General features: G+C 64.4%; 22 protein-coding genes. 6 read left to right on the top strand and 16 right to left on the bottom strand.

What is annotated here, in order from left to right; translation table 11 throughout:
• Positions 1-6: 6 nt before the first annotated feature.
• The 5 genes from ACWPW0_RS17295 to ACWPW0_RS17275 all read left to right on the top strand — a co-directional run bounded on the left by ACWPW0_RS17295 (position 7) and on the right by ACWPW0_RS17275 (position 6202).
• Positions 7-1002, top strand: coding sequence for a Gfo/Idh/MocA family protein (locus tag ACWPW0_RS17295; RefSeq protein ID WP_454255989.1), 996 nt, complete (start codon positions 7-9; stop codon positions 1000-1002).
• Between the two features lie 36 nt (positions 1003-1038).
• A complete protein-coding gene (locus ACWPW0_RS17290; RefSeq protein WP_454255988.1) occupies positions 1039-2538 on the top strand; it encodes a CoA-acylating methylmalonate-semialdehyde dehydrogenase in 1500 nt (499 codons plus the stop codon).
• Positions 2539-2707: 169 nt separating this feature from the next.
• Positions 2708-3433 carry a porin gene (locus ACWPW0_RS17285; protein ID WP_454255987.1) on the top strand — a complete coding sequence of 242 codons (726 nt, stop codon included), beginning with the start codon at positions 2708-2710 and terminating at the stop codon, positions 3431-3433.
• A gap of 29 nt (positions 3434-3462) precedes the next feature.
• Complete coding sequence (locus tag ACWPW0_RS17280) at positions 3463-4779, top strand: histidine-type phosphatase (RefSeq protein WP_454255986.1); 1317 nt, start codon at positions 3463-3465, stop codon at positions 4777-4779.
• A 97-nt stretch (positions 4780-4876) separates the two neighbouring features.
• Positions 4877-6202 (top strand): histidine-type phosphatase, encoded by a 1326-nt coding sequence (locus ACWPW0_RS17275; RefSeq protein WP_454255985.1) that lies wholly within the window; start codon positions 4877-4879, stop codon positions 6200-6202.
• A 58-nt stretch (positions 6203-6260) separates the two neighbouring features.
• On the opposite strand, the gene ACWPW0_RS17270 is transcribed toward ACWPW0_RS17275, so the two are convergent.
• The 14 genes from ACWPW0_RS17270 to ACWPW0_RS17205 form a co-directional block, all read right to left on the bottom strand.
• A complete protein-coding gene (locus ACWPW0_RS17270) occupies positions 6261-6779 on the bottom strand; it encodes a DUF2878 domain-containing protein (RefSeq protein ID WP_454255984.1) in 519 nt (172 codons plus the stop codon).
• Positions 6780-8054: a class I SAM-dependent methyltransferase gene (locus tag ACWPW0_RS17265; protein WP_454255983.1), complete on the bottom strand. Its 1275-nt coding sequence runs from the start codon at positions 8052-8054 to the stop codon at positions 6780-6782. It lies immediately after the preceding gene.
• The gene (locus tag ACWPW0_RS17260; RefSeq protein ID WP_454255982.1) at positions 8041-8841 is read right to left on the bottom strand and encodes a DUF1365 domain-containing protein; all 801 of its coding nucleotides are present in this window, start codon (positions 8839-8841) and stop codon (positions 8041-8043) included. The genes ACWPW0_RS17265 and ACWPW0_RS17260 overlap by 14 nt, the downstream gene beginning before the upstream one ends.
• Positions 8838-10085: an NAD(P)/FAD-dependent oxidoreductase gene (locus tag ACWPW0_RS17255; protein WP_454255981.1), complete on the bottom strand. Its 1248-nt coding sequence runs from the start codon at positions 10083-10085 to the stop codon at positions 8838-8840. The genes ACWPW0_RS17260 and ACWPW0_RS17255 overlap by 4 nt, the downstream gene beginning before the upstream one ends.
• Complete coding sequence (locus tag ACWPW0_RS17250; RefSeq protein ID WP_454255980.1) at positions 10082-10867, bottom strand: SDR family NAD(P)-dependent oxidoreductase; 786 nt, start codon at positions 10865-10867, stop codon at positions 10082-10084. The genes ACWPW0_RS17255 and ACWPW0_RS17250 overlap by 4 nt, the downstream gene beginning before the upstream one ends.
• Complete coding sequence (locus ACWPW0_RS17245) at positions 10864-11304, bottom strand: nuclear transport factor 2 family protein (protein ID WP_454255979.1); 441 nt, start codon at positions 11302-11304, stop codon at positions 10864-10866. The genes ACWPW0_RS17250 and ACWPW0_RS17245 overlap by 4 nt, the downstream gene beginning before the upstream one ends.
• Positions 11297-12742 carry a deoxyribodipyrimidine photo-lyase gene (gene phrB / locus ACWPW0_RS17240; RefSeq protein WP_454255978.1) on the bottom strand — a complete coding sequence of 482 codons (1446 nt, stop codon included), beginning with the start codon at positions 12740-12742 and terminating at the stop codon, positions 11297-11299. Before phrB ends, ACWPW0_RS17245 begins: the two co-directional genes overlap by 8 nt.
• Positions 12735-13661 carry a MerR family transcriptional regulator gene (locus ACWPW0_RS17235; RefSeq protein WP_454255977.1) on the bottom strand — a complete coding sequence of 309 codons (927 nt, stop codon included), beginning with the start codon at positions 13659-13661 and terminating at the stop codon, positions 12735-12737. Before ACWPW0_RS17235 ends, phrB begins: the two co-directional genes overlap by 8 nt.
• Positions 13661-14620, bottom strand: coding sequence for a YbgA family protein (locus ACWPW0_RS17230; protein ID WP_454255976.1), 960 nt, complete (start codon positions 14618-14620; stop codon positions 13661-13663). Before ACWPW0_RS17230 ends, ACWPW0_RS17235 begins: the two co-directional genes overlap by 1 nt.
• 546 nt (positions 14621-15166) lie before the next feature.
• Positions 15167-16996: an SLC13 family permease gene (locus tag ACWPW0_RS17225; protein WP_454255975.1), complete on the bottom strand. Its 1830-nt coding sequence runs from the start codon at positions 16994-16996 to the stop codon at positions 15167-15169.
• A gap of 183 nt (positions 16997-17179) precedes the next feature.
• The gene (locus tag ACWPW0_RS17220) at positions 17180-17476 is read right to left on the bottom strand and encodes a winged helix-turn-helix domain-containing protein (RefSeq protein WP_454255974.1); all 297 of its coding nucleotides are present in this window, start codon (positions 17474-17476) and stop codon (positions 17180-17182) included.
• A 101-nt stretch (positions 17477-17577) separates the two neighbouring features.
• Entirely contained in the window at positions 17578-19026 is a 1449-nt protein-coding gene (locus ACWPW0_RS17215) for an APC family permease (protein ID WP_454255973.1), read from the bottom strand.
• Between the two features lie 102 nt (positions 19027-19128).
• A complete protein-coding gene (locus tag ACWPW0_RS17210; RefSeq protein ID WP_447593334.1) occupies positions 19129-19542 on the bottom strand; it encodes a RidA family protein in 414 nt (137 codons plus the stop codon).
• A gap of 10 nt (positions 19543-19552) precedes the next feature.
• The gene (locus ACWPW0_RS17205; RefSeq protein ID WP_454255972.1) at positions 19553-20446 is read right to left on the bottom strand and encodes a phytanoyl-CoA dioxygenase family protein; all 894 of its coding nucleotides are present in this window, start codon (positions 20444-20446) and stop codon (positions 19553-19555) included.
• A gap of 259 nt (positions 20447-20705) precedes the next feature.
• Here ACWPW0_RS17205 and ACWPW0_RS17200 point away from each other — a divergent pair, with 259 nt between their 5' ends.
• Complete coding sequence (locus ACWPW0_RS17200; RefSeq protein WP_447593330.1) at positions 20706-21392, top strand: helix-turn-helix transcriptional regulator; 687 nt, start codon at positions 20706-20708, stop codon at positions 21390-21392.
• Between the two features lie 16 nt (positions 21393-21408).
• Here the strand turns inward: ACWPW0_RS17200 and ACWPW0_RS17195 are convergent, their stop codons facing one another.
• On the bottom strand, positions 21409-21870 hold the full coding sequence (locus ACWPW0_RS17195) for a hypothetical protein (RefSeq protein ID WP_454255971.1): 462 nt from the start codon (positions 21868-21870) through the stop codon (positions 21409-21411).
• A gap of 71 nt (positions 21871-21941) precedes the next feature.
• Entirely contained in the window at positions 21942-22736 is a 795-nt protein-coding gene (locus ACWPW0_RS17190; protein ID WP_454255970.1) for an ABC transporter ATP-binding protein, read from the bottom strand.

Raw genomic sequence — 22736 nt, 5'->3', positions numbered from 1 at the left:
CAGTCAATGAATGTATGCATGGTAGGGCACGGCATGATGGGGGTGTGGCACTCCGAAGCGCTGCAAGGTGCCGACTGCTGCCTGCACACCGTGGTCGGCCGTCGGCCGGAGCCCACCGCCGAATTCGCCGCGCGTTTCGGTTACCGCAAGTGGACGGTCAGCTATGAGCAGGCGCTGGCCGATCCCGAGGTCGAGGTGGTGATCATCGCCGGGCCGAGCGAGACCCATGCCGAGATGGCCACTGCCGCCCTGATGGCTGGCAAGCACACGCTGGTCGAGATCCCCCTGGCGATGTGCCAGGCGGATGCCGAGCGGGTGGTGGCGTTGGCCGAAGCCCGTGGGCTGACCCTGGGCGTGGTGCACCCGATGCGCTTTCGCCGCGAACGCGACGCGCTGATGCGCCGTGTGGCCGCAGGTGAAGAAACCGTCAGCCATGCCCATGGCCGCTTCTTCATCCAGCGTCGGGTCAACATCGGTGCGACCGGCTACAAGCGCAGCTGGGTCGACAACCTGCTGTGGCACCACACCACGCACCTGCTGGATATCGGCCTGTGGACCCTGAGCGGTGGCGACATGCGCAACGTGGAATCGCGCGTGCGCTCGATTCGCGGGCTGATGCCGGCCTGCGATCCGCACACCGGCATTCCCATGGAGCTGGTGCTGAGCCTGGACACCCATGACGACCAGAGCCTGGCCTGCATCGGTTCCTACTACGGCCACGAATACCTCTACGACACCCTCACCGTCACCGACCGCAACAGCTATCGGCTGGACGAGCGCAGCGCCACCTTGGCCACCGCCAGCGGCGTGCAGCCGATCGACAGCGAGCAGCACAACGCCTGGCAGGTGCCGTTGGACTTCATCGCGGCGCTGCACCAGGGCCGCGAGCCCAAGGTGCCGGGCTGGTCGGTGCTGCCGACCATGCGCCTGCTGCAGCAGGTCCAGGACCAGTGGGACGCCATTCACGGACGCCAGCCGCTGCCGGGTCGCCCGCAGTACTGACGCCGCCGACTTCCAATTCATTTCGAGGTAAACAGCATGACCAAGACCCTCAGCCATTACATCAATGGCCGCGAGCAGGACGGCAACAGCGGTCGTCACAGCGCGGGCTACAACCCGGCCACCGGGGCGGTGATCAGCCAGGTGCCACTGGCATCGGCCGAGGAAGTCGACCTGGCCGTACAGGCTGCCCAGCGCGCCTTTGTCGGCTGGTCGGCAACCACGCCACTGCGCCGTGCCCGTGTGCTGTTCAAGTTCAAGGAACTGATCGAGGCCAACGCCGATCGCCTGGCCGCGCTGATCAGCAGCGAGCACGGCAAGGTGCACGACGATGCCCTGGGCGAAGTCACCCGTGGCCTGGAAGTGGTCGAGTTCGCCTGCGGTATTCCGCACCTGCTCAAGGGCGAGTTCAGCGAGAACGTCGGCACCCAGGTCGATGCCTACTCGATCCGCCAACCACTGGGCGTGGTCGCGGGCATCACGCCGTTCAACTTCCCGGCCATGGTGCCGATGTGGATGTTCCCGGTGGCCCTGGCCTGCGGTAACACCTTCGTCCTCAAGCCTTCCGAGCGCGACCCGTCGACCGCGCTGCTGCTGGCCGATCTGCTCAAGCAGGCCGGTTTGCCGGATGGTGTGTTCAACGTCGTGCACGGCGACAAGCTGGCGGTCGATGCACTGCTCGAACACCCGCAGGTCCAAGCGGTGAGCTTCGTCGGTTCGACCCCGATCGCTCGCTACATTTATGCCACCGGCACTGCTCAGGGCAAGCGTGTGCAGGCGCTCGGTGGCGCCAAAAACCACATGGTGGTGATGCCCGATGCCAACCTCGATCAGGCCGTCGACGCGCTGATGGGCGCGGCCTATGGCTCGGCTGGCGAGCGCTGCATGGCGATCTCGGTGGCGGTCGCCGTCGGTGATGAAACCGCCGATGCGCTGGTCGAGCGCCTGGCACCCAAGGTGCGCGCGCTGAAGATCGGCTCGGGCGACCAGCCGGGCATGGAAATGGGCCCGCTGGTAACGCGCGAGCACCGCGACAAGGTCAGCGGCTACATCGACCAGGGCGTACGCGAAGGCGCAACGCTGGTGGTCGATGGGCGTGGCCTGGTAGTGCCTGGTTATGAGGATGGCTTCTTCCTCGGTGGCAGCCTGTTCGACCACGTGACCGAGGACATGGTGATCCACCAGGAAGAGATCTTCGGCCCGGTGCTGGCCGTGGTACGGGTCAAGGACTACGCCAGCGCGGTCGAGCTGATCAACCGCCAGCCGTTTGCCAATGGCACGGCGGTGTTTACCAGCAGCGGCGATGTGGCCCGGCATTTCGCCACGCACATCCAGGTCGGCATGGTCGGCGTCAACGTGCCGATTCCGATCCCCATGGCATTCCACAGCTTCGGTGGCTGGAAGGCTTCGTTGTTCGGCGACCACCACGTGCATGGCGCCGAAGGCGTGCGCTTCTACACCCGCATGAAGGCCGTCACCAGCCGCTGGGCTACCGGCATGCGCAGCGGTTCGGAATTCAGCATGCCAACCATGAAGTGATGTTCCTGCCTCCCGGCTGATGCCGGGAGGTTTCCCCTTTCATTTCAGACCGGAACCAGGAGGTGCCGCCCACAGACTCGCCTTGGATTCAACGGAATCGGATTTGCTTAAAACAATGATAATACGGTGAATTTTAATGAAAACTGAGAATAGTGTTCGGATGTCTGGCATGGCCAAATCGATGGGGATCAAGGGTGTGAAGCGCCCTGTAGTGTTGGCGATTGGGGCTGCGCTGATGATGGGTTGCACGGGTGCCATGGCGGACTACACCCTGAACTATCAGCACCAGTACTCCGACAAGAAGAAAAAACACGTCGACAAGGTGATGATCACCAAGGGCTTCGAGAACGACCTGTCGATCTCGCTGCAGGCGGTAATGGGCACGGCCGACACCAGCAACGGCGAGCCGGGTAGTGCGTTCTCGCGTCTGACCAAGGACTCGATCAAGGGCAAGGTCAGCTACTCCTACAAACTGGGCGACAGCTTCAAGCTCAAGCCGAAGTTCACCTACACCCACGGCAAGGACAAGAAGTCCTACAAGCCGTCGTTGAAGCTGAGCTACAGCCTGACCGATGCCTTCTCCGTCACCCCGGGTTACTACCAGAAGTTCACCCATTACGACGAGCAGGGGCAGCGCACCAAGCGCGACGAAGTCTGGTCGATCGGTGCCAAGTACAAGTTCGACAAACTCACCGTGGGTGCTGGCCACAAGCGTGTGCACAGCAACACCATCGTGTTCGACGGTGAGAACAACAACTACAGCAACAAACTGGCCTTCGAATACAAGCTGACCAAGCAGTTCCGCCCCTACGTGGAAGTAGCGGACGTCTATGTCAGCAAGAAGACCGATGAGCGCCAGGCCCGCTACCGCGTGGGCTTCAAATACAAGTTCTGATCATTCCCACAATAATAAGGAGATCGACTATGTTGACTTCAAAGCAGCCTCGCTGCCTTCGTACTGCCAGCCGTCTGGGGCTGGGTGTGGCCCTCGGTATGCTGATGCTGCCGGTTGCCCAGGCTGCCGATGCGCCGGCCTCGCGTTACGTGCTGGAAAAATCGGTTCAGGTCAGCCGTCACGGCGTGCGTCCACCAACCGACATGGAAAAGATGAAGAAGGCCACCAACCGCGAATGGCCGCGCTGGACTGTTGCCCCGGGTGAATTGACTGGCCACGGTTACATCGCCTCCAGCCTGATGGCCGACTACCAGGCACGCTACTACCGCGATGCCGGCCTGCTGCCGGAAGGCTGCCCACAGGCCGATTCGGTCTACGCGATCTCCAGCCCGAAACAGCGCACCCGTGCGACCGTGGCGGCGATGATGGATGGTATGTTCCCAGGCTGCGGTGAGCAGGCGGTGAGCGTTCCCGGCCTGCAGGACGCCCTGTTCCAGACCGACAAGATGGGCTTCGCCAAACTCGACCCGGCGATTGCCAAGGCCGAGATTCTCGCGGCGCTCGGTGGTGACCTGAAGAAGGCCAAGGCGCAGCTGCAACCTGAGCTGGAGCAACTGAAGAAAGCCGCGTGCGTCGAGGGCAAATCCTGCCCGTTCTACGAGGCCGATTGGGAACTCAAGCACAAGGACGGACGTTTCAAGATCAAGGGGCTGTCCAACGCCTCGTCGATCGGTGAGAGCTTCCGCCTGCAGTACAGCGAAGGCCTGCCGTTGAGCCAGGTAGCCTTCGGCCATGCGCGTACCGCCAAGGAAGTTGCGGCCCTCAGCCGTTTCCACCAGGCCAAGTACGACTTCATCAACGACACACCGCACATCGCCAAGCGCGGTGGCTCGCAACTGATGAACCAGATCAACCTGGCGCTGCTGCAAGGCACCGATCTGGAGAAGAACGATGCACTGGGCAATCCGCCCAAGGCACCGCTGTTCGTCATCGTCGCGCACGACACCAATATCTCCTACCTGCGCACCATGCTCGGGTTCACCTGGGAGCTGGGCGAGTACCGCAAGGGCAATATTCCGCCGACCGGTACCCTGACCTGGGAGCGTTTCCGCGACAGCAAGACCGGCGAGCGTTTCGTGCGCACGTCCTTCACCGCCCAGAGCATGGACCAGATCCGCAGCCTGACGCCGCTGAATGCGAGCAACCCGCCGCTGCAGGCCGAGTTCGACCTGGGCGACTGCAAGAAGACCGAAGTGGGCACGCTCTGCCCGCTGAACAGCTTCGCGCAGAAGATGGACAGCATCATCGATAAGACGGCTCTGACCCGCTACAGCTATCCGCAATAACCCCACGGGGTTTCGCAGCGCCGCTCCCTGTTCGGGCGGCGCTATTCCCGGCGCACCCGCGAGGGTGTGGCCGACCTCCTGAACAAGAGGACAGAACATGAGTATGCAAACCCGTACCGGCGTACGCGCAACCCTGCGTCGAACCAGCCTTGGTCTGCTGGTGGCCGCCGCACTGGCGCCCGCTGGCCCGGTCGTGGCAGCGAATGCCAATGGCTTCGTGCTGGAGAAGGTGGTCCAGGTGACTCGTCACGGCGTGCGTCCACCGACCGGTGGCAACGTCAAGGCCATCGATGCCGCGACCCGTCGCGACTGGCCGGCCTGGACGGTCGAGCCCGGTCACCTGACCGGCCATGGCTATGCTGCCGTGGTGGAAATGGCGCGCTACCGTGCCAGCGAACTGCGTGAGCGCGGTCTGTTCAGCGATGCCTGCCCGAGCACTGGCCAGGTCTACGCCTGGGCCAGCCCGATGCAACGCACCCGGGCCACGGCAGAAGCCATGCTCGACGGTCTGTTCCCTGGTTGCGGCCTGCAGGCCGGCTCGGTGCCGGGCGACATGGACGCCCTGTTCCAGGCTGACAAGATGGGCTTCGCTCCGCTGGACGAAAGCAAGGCGCGCGAAGGCATCCTGAAAGCCCTGGGCGGTAGCGAAGAGGCCGCTCGCAAGCGCCTGCAACCGACCCTGGACAAGCTGCAGAAAGCGGTTTGCCAGCCAGGCAAGGCGTGCCCGTTCGTGGGCGAGCCGTGGAAGCTGGCGCGCAAGGAAGATGGTCGTTTTGCCGTCGACGGCCTGACCGTCGCGTCGGATATGGGTGAAACCTTCCGCCTGCAGTACAGCGAAGGCCTGCCGCTGGATCAGGTCGCCTTCGGCCATGCACGTACCCCGGCGCAGGTTTCCGCGCTGATGGAACTGCACAAGGCCAAGTACGACTTCATCAACGACACGCCGTACATCTCCACGCGCGGTGGTTCGCAACTGATGAACCAGATCGCCCTGGCCGTGCGCCAAGGCACCGAGCTGGAGCGCAAGGACCCGCTGGGTAACCCGCCATCCACTTCGCTGCTGTTGTTGGTGGCTCACGACACCAACATTTCCTACCTGCGCACCATGCTCGGCTTCACCTGGAAACTGGGCGACTACCCGCAGGGCAATATCCCGCCAGGTGGCACCCTCGCGTTCGAGCGTTATGTCGAAAGCAAGACCGGCAAGCGTTTCGTTCGTGTGGTGTTCGAAGGCCAGAGCATGGACCAGATCCGCAGCCTGACCCGACTCGAAGGTGGGGAGAAACCGCTGATCGCCGAGTTCAAGGCGGCGGACGATTGCCGTCAGACCTCGGTCGGCCTGCTGTGCTCGCTGGACGCGGTGGCGACCAAGCTGGACTCTATCGTCGACCGTACCGCACTCAAGGCTTATCAATACCCGTAACGGGTTGATGGATTGTTGAGCGCACCCTGAAAACGGCGAGCCCCAGGCTCGCCGTTTTTTATGGCTGTGGAAAAGCCCCGAGGCCTGTCCGACGCAGGCCCAGTATCACCGCCATCACACCGGCCCAGATACAGGCCAGCAGCAATAGCGTGGTCAGGTTGCCAAGAGGTAGGCCGACACCGGCAATCTGTGCGCCACCGTAATACGATAGCGGGCCGGCCACGGCGCCGCAGAGCATGCCCAGCCAGACGTGACGCGCGGTCCATTGCAGGCAGTGTTCCAGGGTGCTGGCGAACAGTGCCCAGAGCAGCGCCAGCCAGAGCGGCAGCAGTGGGCTGTCACCGGGAAAGTTGAACAGACCGAGGTTGAGCAGCAGCGAATCCAGCACGCAGCCGAACAGCGTCACCGCCGCGATCAGGCGCCATTCGCGCCATCCATGGCTGAGCCAGAACAGATGAGCCAGCAGGCAACTGGCGGCCACGAGCAGCAGCCAGGGCCGCTGCGCGCCGAACACGCAGGCGAACCAGCCGAGCTGGAACAGCGCGGCATTGATCAGGTTGCGCTGCAGGTTACTCATTCAGGCGCCGAAGCTGCCCAGTAACGGCGCCGGGCGAGCCTGGGGTTTGGCCAGCAGCAGTTGCACGGTGCCGATGGTGCGCTCGAGGAACCCCCCCTCGCAGTAGCACAGGTAGAACTCCCACAGGCGGTAGAAGTAGTCGTCGTAGCCGAGCTGCTCCAGGCGGTGGCGGGCGCGGTACAGGTTGTCGTGCCACAGGCGCAGCGTTCGGGCGTAGTGCAGGCCGAAATCTTCCAGGTGGTGCAGGTTGAGGTCCGTGTCGCGGGTGACGATCTGCAACATCTTCTGCACCGAGGGCAAGGCGCCGCCGGGGAAGATGTAGCGCTGGATGAAGTCCACCGTGTTCTTCGCCTGTTCGTAGCGCTGGTCGCGGATGGTGATGGCCTGCAACAGCATCAGGCCATCGTCCTTGAGCAGGTGTGCGCACTGTTTGAAGTAGGTGGGCAGGAAGCGATGGCCGACTGCTTCGATCATCTCGATCGACACCAGCTTGTCGTACTGCCCATCGAGGTCGCGGTAGTCCTTGAGCAGCAGGATGATGCGGTCCTGCAGGCCCAGCTCGGCGATGCGGATGGCGGTGTAGGCGTACTGCTCCTGGGACAGGGTGGTGGTGGTCACCTTGCAGCCATAGTGGGTGGCAGCATAGATCGCCATGCTGCCCCAGCCGGTGCCGATCTCCAGCAGGTGGTCGCTCGGCTGCAGGTCGAGTTTCTGGCAGATGCGTTCGAGCTTGTTCAACTGCGCCTGTTCCAGGCTGGTGCAGGCATCGTCGAACATGGCGGCCGAGTACATCATGGTCGGGTCGAGGAACTGTTCGAACAGGGAGTTACCCAGGTCGTAGTGGGCGGCGATGTTGCGTTGCGAGCCCCGGCGCGTGTTGCGGTTGAGCCAGTGCAGGCCCTGGATCAGCGGGCGGCCGAGGCGTGCCAGGCCACCTTCCATGGCATCCAGTACATCGAGGTTGCTGACGAATACGCGGATCACCGCGGTCAGGTCCGGGGTGGTCCAGTAGCCGTGGATATAGGCCTCGCCGGAACCGATGGAGCCGTTGCCGGCGACCATGCCCCAGACCGCCGGGTCGAGCACCTGGATCTCCGCGTGCAGCACCGCGCCGGCCTGGCCGAACAGCATGCGCTCGCCGTTTTCGACGATGGCCAACTGGCCATGGCGCAGCTGGCTGAGCTGGCGCAGCACGGCACTGCGCAGCAGATTGGCGCCCAGCCCGTTGCCCGAGCGGATGACGGATTTGGTGGCGATCAGGCTAGGGCTTTTCATCGGAGGGCTCCATTGGGGCAGAACGGGCAACGCGGTATTCACCTGCCGCAGCCTGGTGCGTAAATAACGGGGTACGTTTGAGTAGCAGGCGCAGGGCCTGCCAGTAGATGGCGAGCACGGTCTTGGCGGTCATCCAGGGAAAACTCAGCAGGTGCCGGTGCAGACTGGCGCGGGTCAGTTCCTGGCGCTCAAGGCCGAGGCCAGCAGCGAACAGGCGATCCGAGCCCTGCCAATCTTCCATCTGGATATTCAGCCGCTGCTCGGGCGCACTGAAACGCATGCGGTATTCCACATCGCGCGGCAGGAATGGCGAGACATGAAACGCCTTGGCCACGGCGAACTGCGCGGCGCCTTGGGCCGGCACGGGCAGCACGTAGTGGTAACGATCGCGCCAGGGTGTGTTGCTGACCTCGCAGAGGATCGCCGCCAGCGTGCCGTCGGCGTCATGGCAGTAGAAGAAACTCGCCGGGTTGAACGCCAGGCCCCAGCTGCGCGGCTGGGTCAGCAGGCGCACCGGGCCTTGTGGGGTACGACCGAGGGCGGTGCTGACACGCTCGCGTACCGCGTCGATCAGGCGCATGCCCTGGCGGGTGAACTGCGGCAGGTAGTCACTTTCACGAAAGGCGAAGGCGGCGAAGCGGCCGCGACCGGCCAGCGGCGACAGGCCGAGCACCTGCTCCTGCTCATCCAGATCGAGGTAGAGCATGCCCATGCGGTAGCGAAAGGCGTGGCCGCGCGGCAGGTAGCGGCGGTGGCTGACCCAGCCGCTGTAGAGGGCGCTGTTCACAGCCGCTCACCGAACGCTTCGGCCACGCGCAGGGCGCTGACGACGCCATCCTCATGGAAACCGTTGGCCCAGTAGGCGCCACAGAAATGGCTGTGCTGCTGGCCGTCGAGTTCCTGCCAGCGCGCCTGTGCGGCGATGCCGGCCAGGCTGTATTGCGGGTGGGCGTAGGTGTAGCGGCCCAGCACGCTGCTCGGGTCGATGGCGTCGGTCTGGTTGAGGCTGACGCAGAAGGTGGTGTCGCTGTCGATGCCCTGCAGGATGTTCATGTCGTAGGTGACGGCTGCCGCCTGGCTATTGGGGCCGCCGAGGCGGTAGTTCCAGCTGGCCCAGGCCAGGTGGCGGTCCGGTAGCAGGCGGGTATCGGTGTGCAGCACCACGTCGTTTTCGGCGTAGCGCAGGGCGCCGAGCACTTCACGCTCAATGGCGCTGGGCGCGGCCAGCAGGGCCAGGGCCTGGTCGCTGTGGCAGGCGAATACCACTTTGTCGAAGCGCTCGCTGCCGGCGGCGCTGTGGATCGTCACGCCATCGGCATCGCGCTCGACGCGCTGCACCGGGCAGTCGAGACGAATGTGTTGCTGGAACGATGCGCAAAGGGGCGCCACGTAGCTGCGCGAGCCCCCGCTGATCACCCGCCATTGCGGGCGGTCATTGACCGAGAGCAGGCCGTGGTTCTTGAAGAAGCGCACGAAGAACTGCAGCGGGAAGGCCAGCATGTCGTGCAGCGACATCGACCAGATGGCTGCGCCCATGGGCACGATGTAGTGGTCGATGAAGCGCTGGCCGTAACCACCCTGGCGCAGGTAATCGCCGAGCGTGGTGGTGCTGGCGATGCGTTGCTGTTCGAGGTCGGCAATCGCTTCGCGGTTGAAGCGCAGGATGTCGCGCAGCATGCCCCAGAACGCCGGTGAGAGCAGGTTGCGACGTTGGGCGAACAGGCTGTTCAGGGTGTTGCCGTTGTACTCGATGCCGGTTGCCGGGTCGTGTACCGAGAAGCTCATTTCCGCTGGCTGCGAGGCCACGCTCAACTGCCCGAGCAGCTTGATGAAGTTGGGGTAGGTCCAGTCGTTGAACACGATGAAACCGGTGTCGATGGCATAGTCGCGACCGTTTACGCGTACGTCCACGGTGTGGGTGTGGCCGCCAACCCAGTTGCTGGCCTCGAACAGCGTGATGCTGTGCTGGCGATTGAGCAGGTAGGCGCTGGTCAGGCCGGAAATGCCGCTGCCGATGATGGCGATTTTCATACGTGCGAGTCCTGGTTGCTGCTGCGCGCCATGCGTTTGCCGAGGGCCAGTTGCAGGCCGGTAGGCAGACTGGCGAGCAGCTTGAGGGCGGCAATGAAGGGTGTCGGGAAGGCGATCTCGTACGGCTGCGCGGGCAGGCGCCGGACGATGTACTGCGCGGCCTTGTCCACGGGCCAGCGCATGGGCATGGGGAAGTCGTTGCCGCGCGTCAGCGGTGTGTCGACGAAACCGGGGCTGACCAGGGTGACCGCGATGCCTTCGGCCGCGAGGTCGATGCGCAGTGCCTCGAACAGGTAGCGCATGGCGGCCTTGGAGGCGCCATAGGCTTCAGCGCGCGGCAGCGGCAGAAAGGTCACCGAACTGGCGACACCGACCAGATGCGGCGTATCACCCTGGCGCAGCAGGGGCAGGGCGGCCTCGATGCAATGGCTGGTGGCAAACAGGTTGGTGCGCATCACCCGCTCGATCATCGCTGCCTCGAAGTGCCGTGCATCGACGTATTCGCAGGTGCCGGCATTGAGGATGACCGTGTCCAGCGCCCCCCATGCCTGGCCGATCTGCTGACCGATGGCACGCACCTGCTCCGCGTCCGTCAGGTCGCCAGGCAGCGCCAGCACCTGCTGTGGATAGCGTGCGACCAATACCTGCAGGGCGGCAGCATTGCGCGCACTGACAGCCAGCCGATGGCCCTGCTGCAAGAGAAGATCGGCCAGTGCCGCACCGATGCCGCTGCTGGCACCGGTGAGCCAGATGCGTTTTCCGCCGGTGGTGGAGGCGTTCATGCCAGGCGCCCCTTGAGCCAGCGGATCAGCGCGCCGAACAGCGGCAGGTGTTCATAGAGCAGTGCACCGGCGTCGAAATAGTCGTGGTGGTGATAGACCTTGTCGTCGCGCCAGCGCAGGTAGGAGCAGCCTTCCAGTTGTAGCGGCCGGCCTCCTTCCAGGCGTGGGTGGCGGTAGTGCATGGTCCAGCGCAGGTAGCCCTCGCCGCTGGCCACCTGGTCGTAGCCTGTCTGGTCATAGCCATGGAAGTCGAAGCGCAGCTCGCTGACGTTGGCGTAGAGCTGTTCGTAGTAGGCACGCAGGTCGGCGAGGCCATGGATGCGGTGCAACGGGTCCTGAAACAGGATGTCGGCGCTGTACAGCTCGGCGACGCGCGCCAGGTTGTCCTTGTCCAGGCTGGCGAAGCCCGTGGCGAACTGCTGCAGAAATTCACTCATCGTCGGACTCCTGGCGCGGCAGGTTCTTGAGGGCCTGCAGGGCACGGTCGCGGCTGCTGGCGAGGTCGACGATCGGCGCGGGGTAACCCGCCGGGCCGAATAGCCCACCCGCGCCTGCCGGGTTATGGATATCGCGGTTGCCCAGGTCGGCCAGCTCGGGCAGCCAGTGACGGATGAAACGGCCTTCCGGGTCGAAGCGCTGCGACTGGCTGATCGGATTGAACAGGCGGAAGTAAGGCACCGCGTCGGTGCCGGTGGAGGCGCTCCACTGCCAGCCGCCATTGTTGGCGGCGAGGTCGCCGTCGATCAGGTGACGCATGAAGAAGCGCTCGCCTTCGCGCCAGTCGATCAGCAGGTTCTTGGTCAGGAACATGGCCACCACCATGCGCAGGCGGTTGTGCATCCAGCCGGTGGCGAGCAGTTGGCGCATGGCTGCGTCGATCAGCGGCAGGCCGGTGCGGCCCTGTTGCCAGGCGGCGAGGTCAGCCGGAGCGTCACGCCAGGGCAGTGCCTCGGTGTGTGGGCGGAAGGCGCGGTGCCGCGAGACGCGCGGGTAGCCGACCAAGACGTGTTTGTAGAACTCGCGCCAGAGCAGTTCGTTGATCCAGGTAACGGCGCCGGCGCTACCGGTTTCGAACTCGCCCTGGTTGATGCGCAGCGCGGCATGCAGGCACTGCCGCGGTGATAGCACGCCTGCAGCGAGATAGGCCGACAGCTGGCTGGTGCCGGGCTTGGCGGGCAGGTCGCGCTGCACCTGGTAGTCGTCGATCTGCTCGTCGGCGAAGGTCGTCAGGCGTTCAAGGGCCGCGTCTTCACCGGCGGGCCAGAGGGCTTGCAGCGCTGCATTCGGCGTGGCGAAACCCTCGACCGCGCCTGGCACGCTGTCATTGGTGATATCCAGCGGTGCTTGCGCTGGTGGGGTGGCGATGCGCGCTGGCAATGCGGTGTGCAAACGCTGGTAACAGGCCTTGCGGAACTGGCTGAAGACCTTGAAATAGCCACCGCTCTGGGTCAGCACGCTGCCCGGCTGGAAGAACAGCTGGTCGAGGTGGCCCTGGAAGTCCACGTCGATCTTCGCCAGTTCGGCGGCTACCTGTTCATCGCGACGTGTCTCATGGATGCCGTACTCGTCGTTGACCTGCACTCGGGTTATGCCGTGCTCCCGGCACAACGTGGCGATCACCTTCGGCGCATCGCGCCAGTGCGCTGCAGTGCGCAGCAACAGCGGCACATTGAGTGCGCGCAGTTCTCGCGCCAACTCGGCCAGGTTGCGCAGCCAGAAGTCGACCTTGCACGGCGCATCGTCGTGTTCCTGCCACTGCCGTGGGCTGAGCAGGAACAGCGCCACGGTTGGGCCGGCGCTCATGGCGGCGGCCAGGGCGGTGTTGTCGCGCGCGCGCAGGTCGCCGCGAAACCACATCAATTGGCGTTCAGTCATGGGGATGTCCTGCGAGCACGTCGAGCTCCTGCAAACGGTTCAGAACGGCGAGCGGGTCGGCGAGCAGATGCAGGCCATACAAGCGCTGCAGCTCGTCACGGTGGATATGCGCCGCCGGCCCGGCCAGCAGCAACGGAATGGAACAGGCGCCAAACAGGCGCGGGATTTCACGGCGCAACTGCTGGCTGTCCAGGGCCTGGCTGGAATACAGCAGCAAGGCGCGCGGGGCGATGTGGTCGAGGGCCAGGGCCAGTTCGCTGGCTGGCAGCGGCCAGTCGAACACTTCCACCGGGCAGTCGGCGCTACCGGCCAACCAGGCACAGAGCCACAGGCCCGGCTCCATCGGTTGTTGCGAGAAGTTGACCAGCAACAGCGGGGCACTGCGCTGCTGGCGGTTGTTGTGGTACAGCCGCGCGCCGAGCTTGCTGCGCAGCCAGCTGTGGAAGAACACCCGCTCCAGTTGGGCGCCGAGCTGGGCGCCTTGCCAGCGTTGCTCCAGTTCGGCGAGCAGTGGCAGGAGCAGCTGTTCACACAGGGTGCGTGGCGGGTAGAGGGCAAGGGCGCGGTTGAACGCATCGTCGAGCTGGCGTTCGGCCTGGCGGCCAATGGCGCGCAGGAGGTCTTGCAGCAGGTCATCCCAGTCGTTGTGGCTGGCCGGGTTTTCCGGTGCGCGGTTGTCCAGCAGGTCCTTGACCTGGCTGACCGCCACGCCGCGATTGAGCCAGGTGAGGATGGCCTGGATACGCGCCAGGTGTTCGCTGGAGTACAGGCGATGACCCTTGGGCGTGCGGTGTGGCACGACCAGGCCGTAGCGGCGCTCCCAGGCGCGCAGGGTGACCGGGTTGACCCCGGTGCTGCGGGCCACTTCGCGGATCGGCAGATAGCCCTGGGCGAGGGCATTCTCGTAGTCGAGACTCATCAGATGGCATTCCTCAGGCTGAGGTTTTCCGGGTGCGGCTGCAGGTAGGCCTGGCGGGCGATGTAGTCGTCGGGGTGATGGCGGAAGTGGTGCTTGAGCAGGGTCAGCGGGACTACGAGGGGCACGATGCCGCTGCGGTATTGCTCGATCAGGTGGCCAAGCTCCTGCTTTTCCGGCGGGCTGAGCGATTGCTTGAGGTAACCGCACAGGTGCTGCAGCACATTGCTGTGGGTGCCGCGCGTGGCACAGCGGCGCAGTGCGGCCATCAACTGGCTGAAATAACGCGGGGCGAATTCGGCCGGGTCGTGCTGGCCGAGGTCACCAAGCAGGCGGCCAATCGCCTTGTACTGTGGCGGGTTGTTGGCCATCAGCTGGTACTTGTAGCGCGCGTGGAAGTCGGTGATGGCGCGGCGGGTCGGGCCGGTGGCGAGCAGGTCTTGCCATTCGGCATAGGCGAATACGCGGGTGAGGAAGTTCTCGCGCAGTACCGGATCGTTGAGGCGGCCGTCTTCTTCCACCGGCAGGTCCGGGCGGGCTGCGCAGAAGGCGCTGGCATACAGGCCACGACCACCGCCTTCGGCGGGGTAGCCATTGGCCTGGTAGACCTTGACCCGTTCCAGGCCGCAGGACGGTGACTTCTGCATGAAGATATAGCCGCAGATGCCGTCCAGTTCGCCGGCCATGCGCGTGCCAAAGTTGTACAAGTCGGTGCTGTGGTCCAACTGGCTGCGGCTGCCCAGCGCGCGGGGCGCGGTCGGGTCACCGACGAGGCGGATGGTTTCCCGCGGGACACCCAGGCCGATGGCCATTTCCGGGCAGACCGGCACGAACTCGACATGCTCTGCCAGGGCCTGGCTGCACAGGGCGGAAAGCTTGTGGCCGCCGTTGTAGCGCACCTCGGCCCCCAGCAGGCAGGCGCTGATCCCGAGTTTTGGCTTGTGAACACTGTCGTCGTGCATGGCCGACCCTGTGATGGTTTCTTGTACAGATACCAGTACCTGTACAAGTTTCTTTCATCATAGGGCTGGATTTGTACAAGTCAATTTTCTTGTATAGCTTTTGTATCGATTTATCGGCCGACACAAAAGCTGGCCGGCGAGCGGGATTGGCTCGCACCTGGGGTCGCGGTTGTAAATGAGCAGAGCACCTGGGATCTGTTGACGTTTCGACATGAATAGCCGGATTAGGCAATTGCAGACATCGCAACGGTGGGCTGAAGCCCACCCTACAAATCCTGCACCCCGCGTAGGTTGGGCTTTAGCCCACCAATCGGCGCGTCATGAAACGCAAAGGTCGAGCGTCCGCAACTGCCTCAAAGAGGCCCGCTCAGAGCTGGATGTGAGGGCTCGGACTTTCTGCGCCGGTTGGGCGTTCGGCTTGAGGCAGGCGGTGCGGAGTTCGCCGAAGCCGCGCCTGGTGGGGCGGTGATGCGTGACCTACGCGGCCCGATCCAGCCTACGAGACGCCGCCGTATGGCGGATAGCCTGAAGATCGCGAGCAGGTTTTCAGAGCGGAAACAGCCACGGCACCATGACCACGCTGACCAGCATCACCAGCAGGGTGAAAGGCACGCCCACGCGCACGAAGTCACCAAACCGGTAGTGCCCGGGCCCTAGCACCAGGGTGTTCACCGGTGAGGAAATCGGCGTCATGAATGCGGCCGAGGCGGCCAGCGCGACGATCATCGCGAACGGGTAGGGCGAGGCTTCCAGCGCTTGCGCCGTGGCAATGGCCACCGGCGCCATGAGCACGGCGGTGGCGGTGTTGGAGATGAACAGGCCGATCAGCGCGGTAACGACGAACAGGCTGGCGAGAATCACCCGCGGCCCCGCTTCGCCCAGGGTGCCGACCAGGCCGTGCACCGCCAGGTCGATACCGCCGGTTTTCTGCAGGGCCAGGGCGAAGGGCAGCATGCCGACGATCAGGATCAGGCTCTGCCAGTGGATGGAGCGGTAGGCGCTGTTCATGTCGATGCAGCGGAAGGCGCCCATCAGCAGACAGCCGATCAGCGCTGCCAGCACGTTGGGCACCAGGCCGCTGATCATCAGGCCGACCATCACGCCCAGGCTGAGCAGGGCGTAAGGTGCCTTGCGGGCAGCCGGTGCGACCTCGTCGATCTCGGCGGGCAGGGTGAGTACCAGGAAGTCGCGGCTGAGGCCCTGCAGGCGCTGAATGTCCTTCCAGTCACCGGCCACCAGCAGGGTGTCGGCCGGCTTGAGCTTTTCATCCACCAGCAGGCCGTCCAGGGCCTGGCCATGACGGCGCAGGCCAACCACGTTGAGTTTGTGCTGGCTGCGGAAACCCAGTTCCTGAATGGTCTTGCCGGGCAGTTGCGAGTCGGGCGGCAGGGCGACTTCGGCCAGGCCCAGTTGATGGCTGTGCACGCTGTAGTAGGAGTCTTTCAGCGTGCGGGGTTCCAGGCCGAGTTCCTGGTAGGCGCCGAGCAGGGCGATGGCCGGGCTGGCCAGGTCGACCAGCAGCACATCGCCCGCCAGCAACTGGGTATTGCCGGTGGCGCCGAGCAGCAGGTTGCGGAACTTGCGTGGCCGCTCGACGGCGATGACGTTGATGCCGTACTGCGTGCGCAGGCTCAGTTCATCCAGGGCGCGGTTGACCAGGGGCGAATCGGCGCGCACGTACAGGCGTCGTTCGCGCTCCTTGAGGCGGTAGGCGTTGGCCAGGTCGGCCAGGGTGTGGCGCGAGCCGCGAATGTCGGCAGGGTCCTGGTTGCGGCTGAGCCAGCCGCGGGTCAGCAGCATGTAGCCGATGCCCAGGGCCAGCACCGTCAGGCCGATGGGGGCGAAGCTGAAGAAGCTGAAACCGTCCAGCCCGGCGCGTCTCAGTTCGCTGTGCACCACCATGTTCGGCGGCGTGGCCACCAGGGTGAGCATGCCGCTGATCAGGCCGGCGAAGGCCAGTGGCATCATCAGGCGGCTGGGCGAGGTGCGCAGGCGCGCGGCGACACCGAGTACCACCGGAATGAAGATCGCCACCACGCCGGTGGAACTCATCACCGAACCGAGCCCGGCCACGGCCAGCATCAGCAGTATCAGCAGGCGGGTCTCGCTGTTGCCGGCACGGGCCACCAGCCAGTCGCCCAGGCGATAGGCGATGCCGGTCTGCACCAGGCCGTCGCCGATGACGAACAGGGCGGCGATCAGAATTACCGCCGGATCGCTGAAGCCTGCCAAGGCCTGGTCGAGGGTGAGCACGCCGCTCAGCGGCAGGGCCACCATCACCAGTACAGCGACCACGTCCATGCGTGGCTTGTTGATGACGAACAGGGTGACGGCGGTGAGCAGCAGGGCCAGGACCCAGAGCAGTTCGGGATTCATCGGGCTTCCAGGGCGAGAAGAGAGTAGGTCGGCCAGTCTGTTGGAGCCTGTCTACGATCTTCTGAATTAGAGCCAGGCAAGGCGAAACTAACCGAGGATGCGGAGTTTACGATCTGTAAATAAGCAATCTGAGGTTGGTTTCAACGCCGTATGGCTGACAGTCAGGAGATCGTAAACAGGATCTCAGGGATAACCGAGGATCGTCTTGATCTGCTGCAAGTGCGTGGCGATCCAGCGCTTGTCGATGGCGCCCCAGTCGCGGATCTCATAGTGCCCGGCGTTATTGCGTTCGCCGGCCTGCTGACGGAAGTCGCAGAGGATATCCAGGTCAGCCAGTGCTGCCAGGGTGTCCTGGGCGGTGCGCCGGGGCATGCCGGTGGCCTCCATCAGGGCGGGCACGCTGGTGGCTGTGCCGCTGTCGATCAGCCAGGCGACGTAGAGGCGACGATAGAAACTGCTCTTGGTCTTGCTCACATCCATGGTGAAACCCGTTCGGCTCGAATGATGGAGCCTGGAGAATACTGTCTGGCCGGCGTCCATGCCATGTCGCGGGCTCATCTGCGGACGAGCCCGCGGAGCGATCAGGCCAGTTCCCGCAGCGCCAGGTAGCGCTCTGGCGCGCGTCCCTTGAGCAGCAGTGCGGAGATGCTGCCGATGGCAAACGCGAGGAGAACCAGCAGCCCCATCAGTTGCGCGATATCGCTGGCGTTGTCACCGCCGATGAGCATGGGCAGGTTGGCAATCGCGATGGCCAGGCAGGCGAGGATGCCGATCAGGCCGCCCAGTGGCGCGATGCGCGTGTTCCACAGGCGCTTGTCATTGCCGCTGCGTTTGAAGTACGCCAGCACGGCGGCGCTGGTCAGGGCCAGCACTACCATGTAGCCGAGCGTGCCGGCAGTGGCGCCCCAGGCATAGATCTGCGTGACCGGGTCGAGCCCGGCGAGCATCAGCAGCAGGATGCCGACCACGGCGAACCCGCTCTGCAGCAGCGAGGCGACGTAGGGCGACCCATGCTCGGCATGGATGCGTGCGCAGCGGGCCGGCAGTACCGAGTACTTGCCGAGGATGTACTGGTAGCGCACTACGATGTTGTGTAGCGAGAGCATGCAGGCGAACAGGCTGGTGATCAGCAATACCTGGATCACATCGCTGAAGGTTTTGCCCAGGTGCTGTTCGGCCAGCAGCAGGTACATGTCGCCCGGATGTTCGTTGGCGAAGGCGACGATCTGCTCGACACCGATGCCGGCCACGGCGCACCACATCGACAGCACGTAGAAGATGCCCACGGAGAACACCGCGGTGTAGGTGGCTATGGGGATGGTGCGTTCCGGGTTACGCGCTTCTTCGCGGTAGATCACCGTGGATTCGAAGCCGATGAACGAATAAATGGCGAAGAGGATGCCCAGGCCGGGAGAGCCGGAGAGGATGTGGCTGGGCTGGAAGGATTCCAGCGGCAGGCCGCCGATGCCCTTGTCGGAGATCACCAGCAGGTTGACCACCAGGACCACGGCGATCTCCAGGATCAGCGCGACACCGAGGAATTTCGAGCTCATCTCGATGCGCCGGTAACCCAGTACGCCGATGATGGCGATGGCCGCCAGGGTCAGCAGCCACCAGGGCGGGGCGATGCCGAACAGGCTGTTGAGCAACTCGCTGGAGGCATAGCCGACATAGGTGCCGATAGCCAGCAGGAACAGCGAATAGGAAATCATCGCCAGGGTTGCGGCGCCGAGGCCGACCACGCGGCCGAGGCCTTTCTGGATGCAGGCGTAGAACGCGCCGGCATTGCCGATATGGCGAGACAGGGCGACGAAGCCGACGGCGAACATGAACATGATCAGCATCGCCGCCAGGGCATCGAAGGGCGCGGCGGCGCCGTTGCCGAGGCCGATCATCAGCGGAGTATTGGCGACCATCACGGTCAGGGGCGCGGCGGTGGCGATCACCATCATGACGATGGGCACCACGCCCAGGTTGCCGCTCAGGGCGGGTGGTTGCGGGGGCGCGGTCACACGGTTCGTGTCATTCATGTCTGCAGTCCCGTTGTGTGTTTTCTGATTGCCCGTGACGGCAGGGCGCCACGGGGTGGGAAGGTTTTCGCGACTGGGCGCGGCACGTTCGGCGAAACAGGTTCAGGCTGTGGCGACGGCGATTGCGGTGATCTCCAGTTGCTGGGCCGGGTGGATCATTCCCTGGATCTCCAGGGTGGTGCTGGTCGGGCGATGGTTGCCGACCCAGGGCCCGAGGCGATCCGGAATCACTGCGCAAAGGCCGTGGATGTCGGTGGTGTAGAAGGTCCAGGCCACCAGATTGCTGCGGTCCAGGCCCTCTGCCTGCAGGCAGCGGTCGAGCACGTCGAGGACGAAGTCCAGCTGGGCACCGATGTCGCCTTCACCAACCAGTTCCAGCCCGGTGAGATCGCCACGCAACGGGGCGATGCCGGAGAGGTAGAGGGTGTCGCCGGCACGCACCGATTGATGGAAGGCGAAGGCGTCGAACACGTCCTGGCCCAGGTAGCCGATGTCGGGGGTATAGCGCGTGATCATGCTCGGCTCCTCAGGCGCTTTCGCTTTTCAGGTTGTGGCGGAAGCTGCCGCCGTTGTCGGCCCGCTGGGCATCGACCAGGGCAACGCTCATGTCGACGGTGGCGACGTCATCGCGCAGGGCGGTCAGTGGGTCTTCGAAGTCGCGGGTGTAGCCGATGGCGAAACAGCCGTACTGGTAACCCATGACCTTGAGCAGGTCGTCGGGCAAGGTCTGGGCGATTTCACGCGGGCAGGACAGGTACTGGTTTTCCTCCTGACGCACCCAGCCCACGGCATAGGTGATGTTGATGGCCTGGCGGATGCCATCGGAGCGATTGGCGCCGGCGCCGTGGTAGATCTTGCCGGTGTAGAACAGCGCCGAACCGCGTTTCATCACGGCAGGAATGCTTTGCTCCTCGCTGTATTTCTGCTTGCGCCCGACGAACTGGCTGTCGGGGACGATGCGCGTGGCGCCGTTTTCCTCGGTGTAGTCGGACAGGGCCCAGAGCAGGTTGCATTGCACCTGGTAGTCATCGGGAAAGGGAAAGAAATCCCAGGCCAGCTCATCCTGGTGCAGCATCTGTGCCGGTGAGCCGGGGAACACGCTGATGATCTGCGTCAGGTGCAGTTGAAAGGCCGATGCATGCTCCAGAAAACGTTCGGCGGTGCCCAGCACGACCGGGTGCATGACCAACTCGCGGGAGGCCGGCGAGCGGGCGATGAGCGAGCCGGTGCGCTTGGTCTGGTGGCCGATGAAGGTGTCCTTGCCGTAGTGGGTCTGCTCGATATACGGCGCCATCTCGGCAGCGATCCGGTCCATCAGTTCGGGGCTGGCCAGCTCGTCGACGATGACGTAGCCGTGCGCACGCAGGGACTGGTTGACCTGCTCGGCGGTGGCTGTGTTGGGTAGGCGGTTGGGGATCATGCAAGTACCTCGACAATGTGTGGTCGAGGCGAGAGTAGGCATCCGTCGAAAACCCAACAATCCATCCGAAGATGGACAAATTTTCGCGAAATCGACGAATTTCCCGCTATTGGTGCGTGAAGCCTGACGAGGCCCTGTTGTGGTGCTCCCGCAGCGGTTCGATGTGCGCAAAAGGCCGCCAGAAACTACGTGGCGTACTGCTTGCATAAGCAAAGGGGCGACAAGACGCACACCTGTTCAACCACCCGAGATGAGCGTTATGGGACCTGCGAATGGCGATCTGTTGGTCAAGGAGACCTTGAACTTCAGCCGGCACTTTCTGGGTGTCAGTGGCGCCCTGTTCTATTGGGTGGACAGCCGCCGGCAGGAGATGCAGGTGCTCGACACCGTGGGCGTGCCGCACGGCTTTCTCGAGCAATACCGGCGTGGCATGCAGCCGTTCGACCCGATGCGGGTCAGCCGCATGCTGGAGCGGCACGACAGCGTGGGCGTGCTGAGCATCGTGCGTGAATCGCAGAACCTGTCCGAGATGCGCCATTACCAGGGTTATCTCAATACCTATGGCGTGGTCGATACCGTCGACATGATGTTCTGGGGTGAGCATTGCGCATTTGGCGGGGTCGGTTTTCTGCGCACCCTGGATGACCCACCGCTTGCCGTCGACAGTGCCGGCTTGGGGGCCTTGCAGCGCCTGCTGCAGGCCAGCTTCAGCAGCCACCCGCATGTACGCCAGCTGCAACTGGAGCAGCGCCTGGCGCACTGCGGCCTCAGCCAGCGCGAGCGACAGGCTGCGCAGCTGATCGGCGCGGGAGCCTCCAATCGGGATGTGGCGCAGGCCATGGGCATCACCCTCGGTACGGTGAAAACCTACGTGGTGCGGATCTTCGAGAAGTTGGGGGTGGAGAGCCGTACGGCGCTGGCTGCCTACATGGGGCAGTTGAACTGATGATCCGGGCCGGTGTTCAGCGGCCCAGCCGAGCCGCGCGGTTTCGCAAGGCACGATGCCGGCTACGGAAGAACAGGGTGAGGAAGGGGCGCACGATAAAGGCCGGCAGCAGCGGTTCAACATGCAGCGTATCGGTGATACGCGTGCCGCCAGTCAGGACCTCCAGGCGCCGTTCATGACGCCACAGGCGCATGCCGCTCATGGGCGACTGTTCGACGAAGCCCCGGCCCGGCTCCAGGGTCAGGAGGGTCAGGCGCGAGGTGCCCAGGGGCAGGACGCCGAACAGCCAGAGCCAACTGGTGAACAGCGCTTGCCCCGGTTCGACCTGGACATCGGCGAGGCTGTTCAGGCCCTTGGGTACGCTCATCCACAGCCACGGCGCCATTTCCTCGCGCAATAGCTGCACATCGGTAATCCACTGCCAGGCCTGGGTAGGCGGGATGTTCAGTTCGGCGCTGAAACGTAGATCGAGGGGCATGGCGTGCTCACGGCGCAAGGCAACGGTGACCGCTCCGGCGGGCTGCAGGGCGCAGCACGCCGGATAGGGTGTCAGCTCAGCAGCAGGGCGTCGTCGCTGAGTTTTTCGCCACGGACTTTCTCGAACATCGCCAGCAGGTCGGGCACATCCATGCCCTTGCGTTCTTCGCCGGACACGTCGAGCACGACCTGGCCCTGGTGCAGCATCACCGTGCGTTCACCCACGTCCAGCGCCTGGCGCATGCTGTGGGTGACCATCATGGTGGTGAGCTTTTTCTCGGCAACGATGCGCGCGGTCAGTTGCAGGACGAAGTCCGCGGTACGCGGATCGAGCGCCGCGGTGTGTTCGTCCAGCAGCAGGATGCGCGACGGTTGCAGGGCTGCCATCAGCAGGCTGACGGCTTGGCGCTGGCCACCGGAAAGCAGGCCGATTCGGTCGCTCAGGCGATTTTCCAGACCCAGGCCGAGGGTCTCCAGGCTGGCGCGGAAGCCGTCGCGCATGGAGGCTTTCACCGCCTTGCCCAAACCACGGCGCAGGCCGCGTTGCTGAGCCAGGGCCATGTTCTCCTCGATGGTCAGGTCTTCGCAGGTCCCGGCCATGGGGTCCTGGAATACGCGGGCCACACGCTGGGCACGGCCCCACACCTGCTGGCGGGTAACGTCCACGTCGTCGATGACGATTTTCCCGCTGTCCACCGCCAGGTCGCCGGAGACGGCGTTGAGGAAGGTGGATTTGCCGGCACCGTTGGAGCCGATCACGGTGACGAACTGGCCCTGCGGAATATCCAGGGACAGGCCGCGCAGCGCACGGTTCTCGATGGGCGTGCCGGCGTTGAAGGTGATCTTCAGGTCCTTTGCACTGAGCAT

The organism is Pseudomonas sp. Marseille-Q8238, assembly GCF_965111915.1.
The sequence above is the reverse complement of the archived record's forward strand: the minus strand, read 5'-3'. Positions and strand labels throughout refer to the sequence as shown.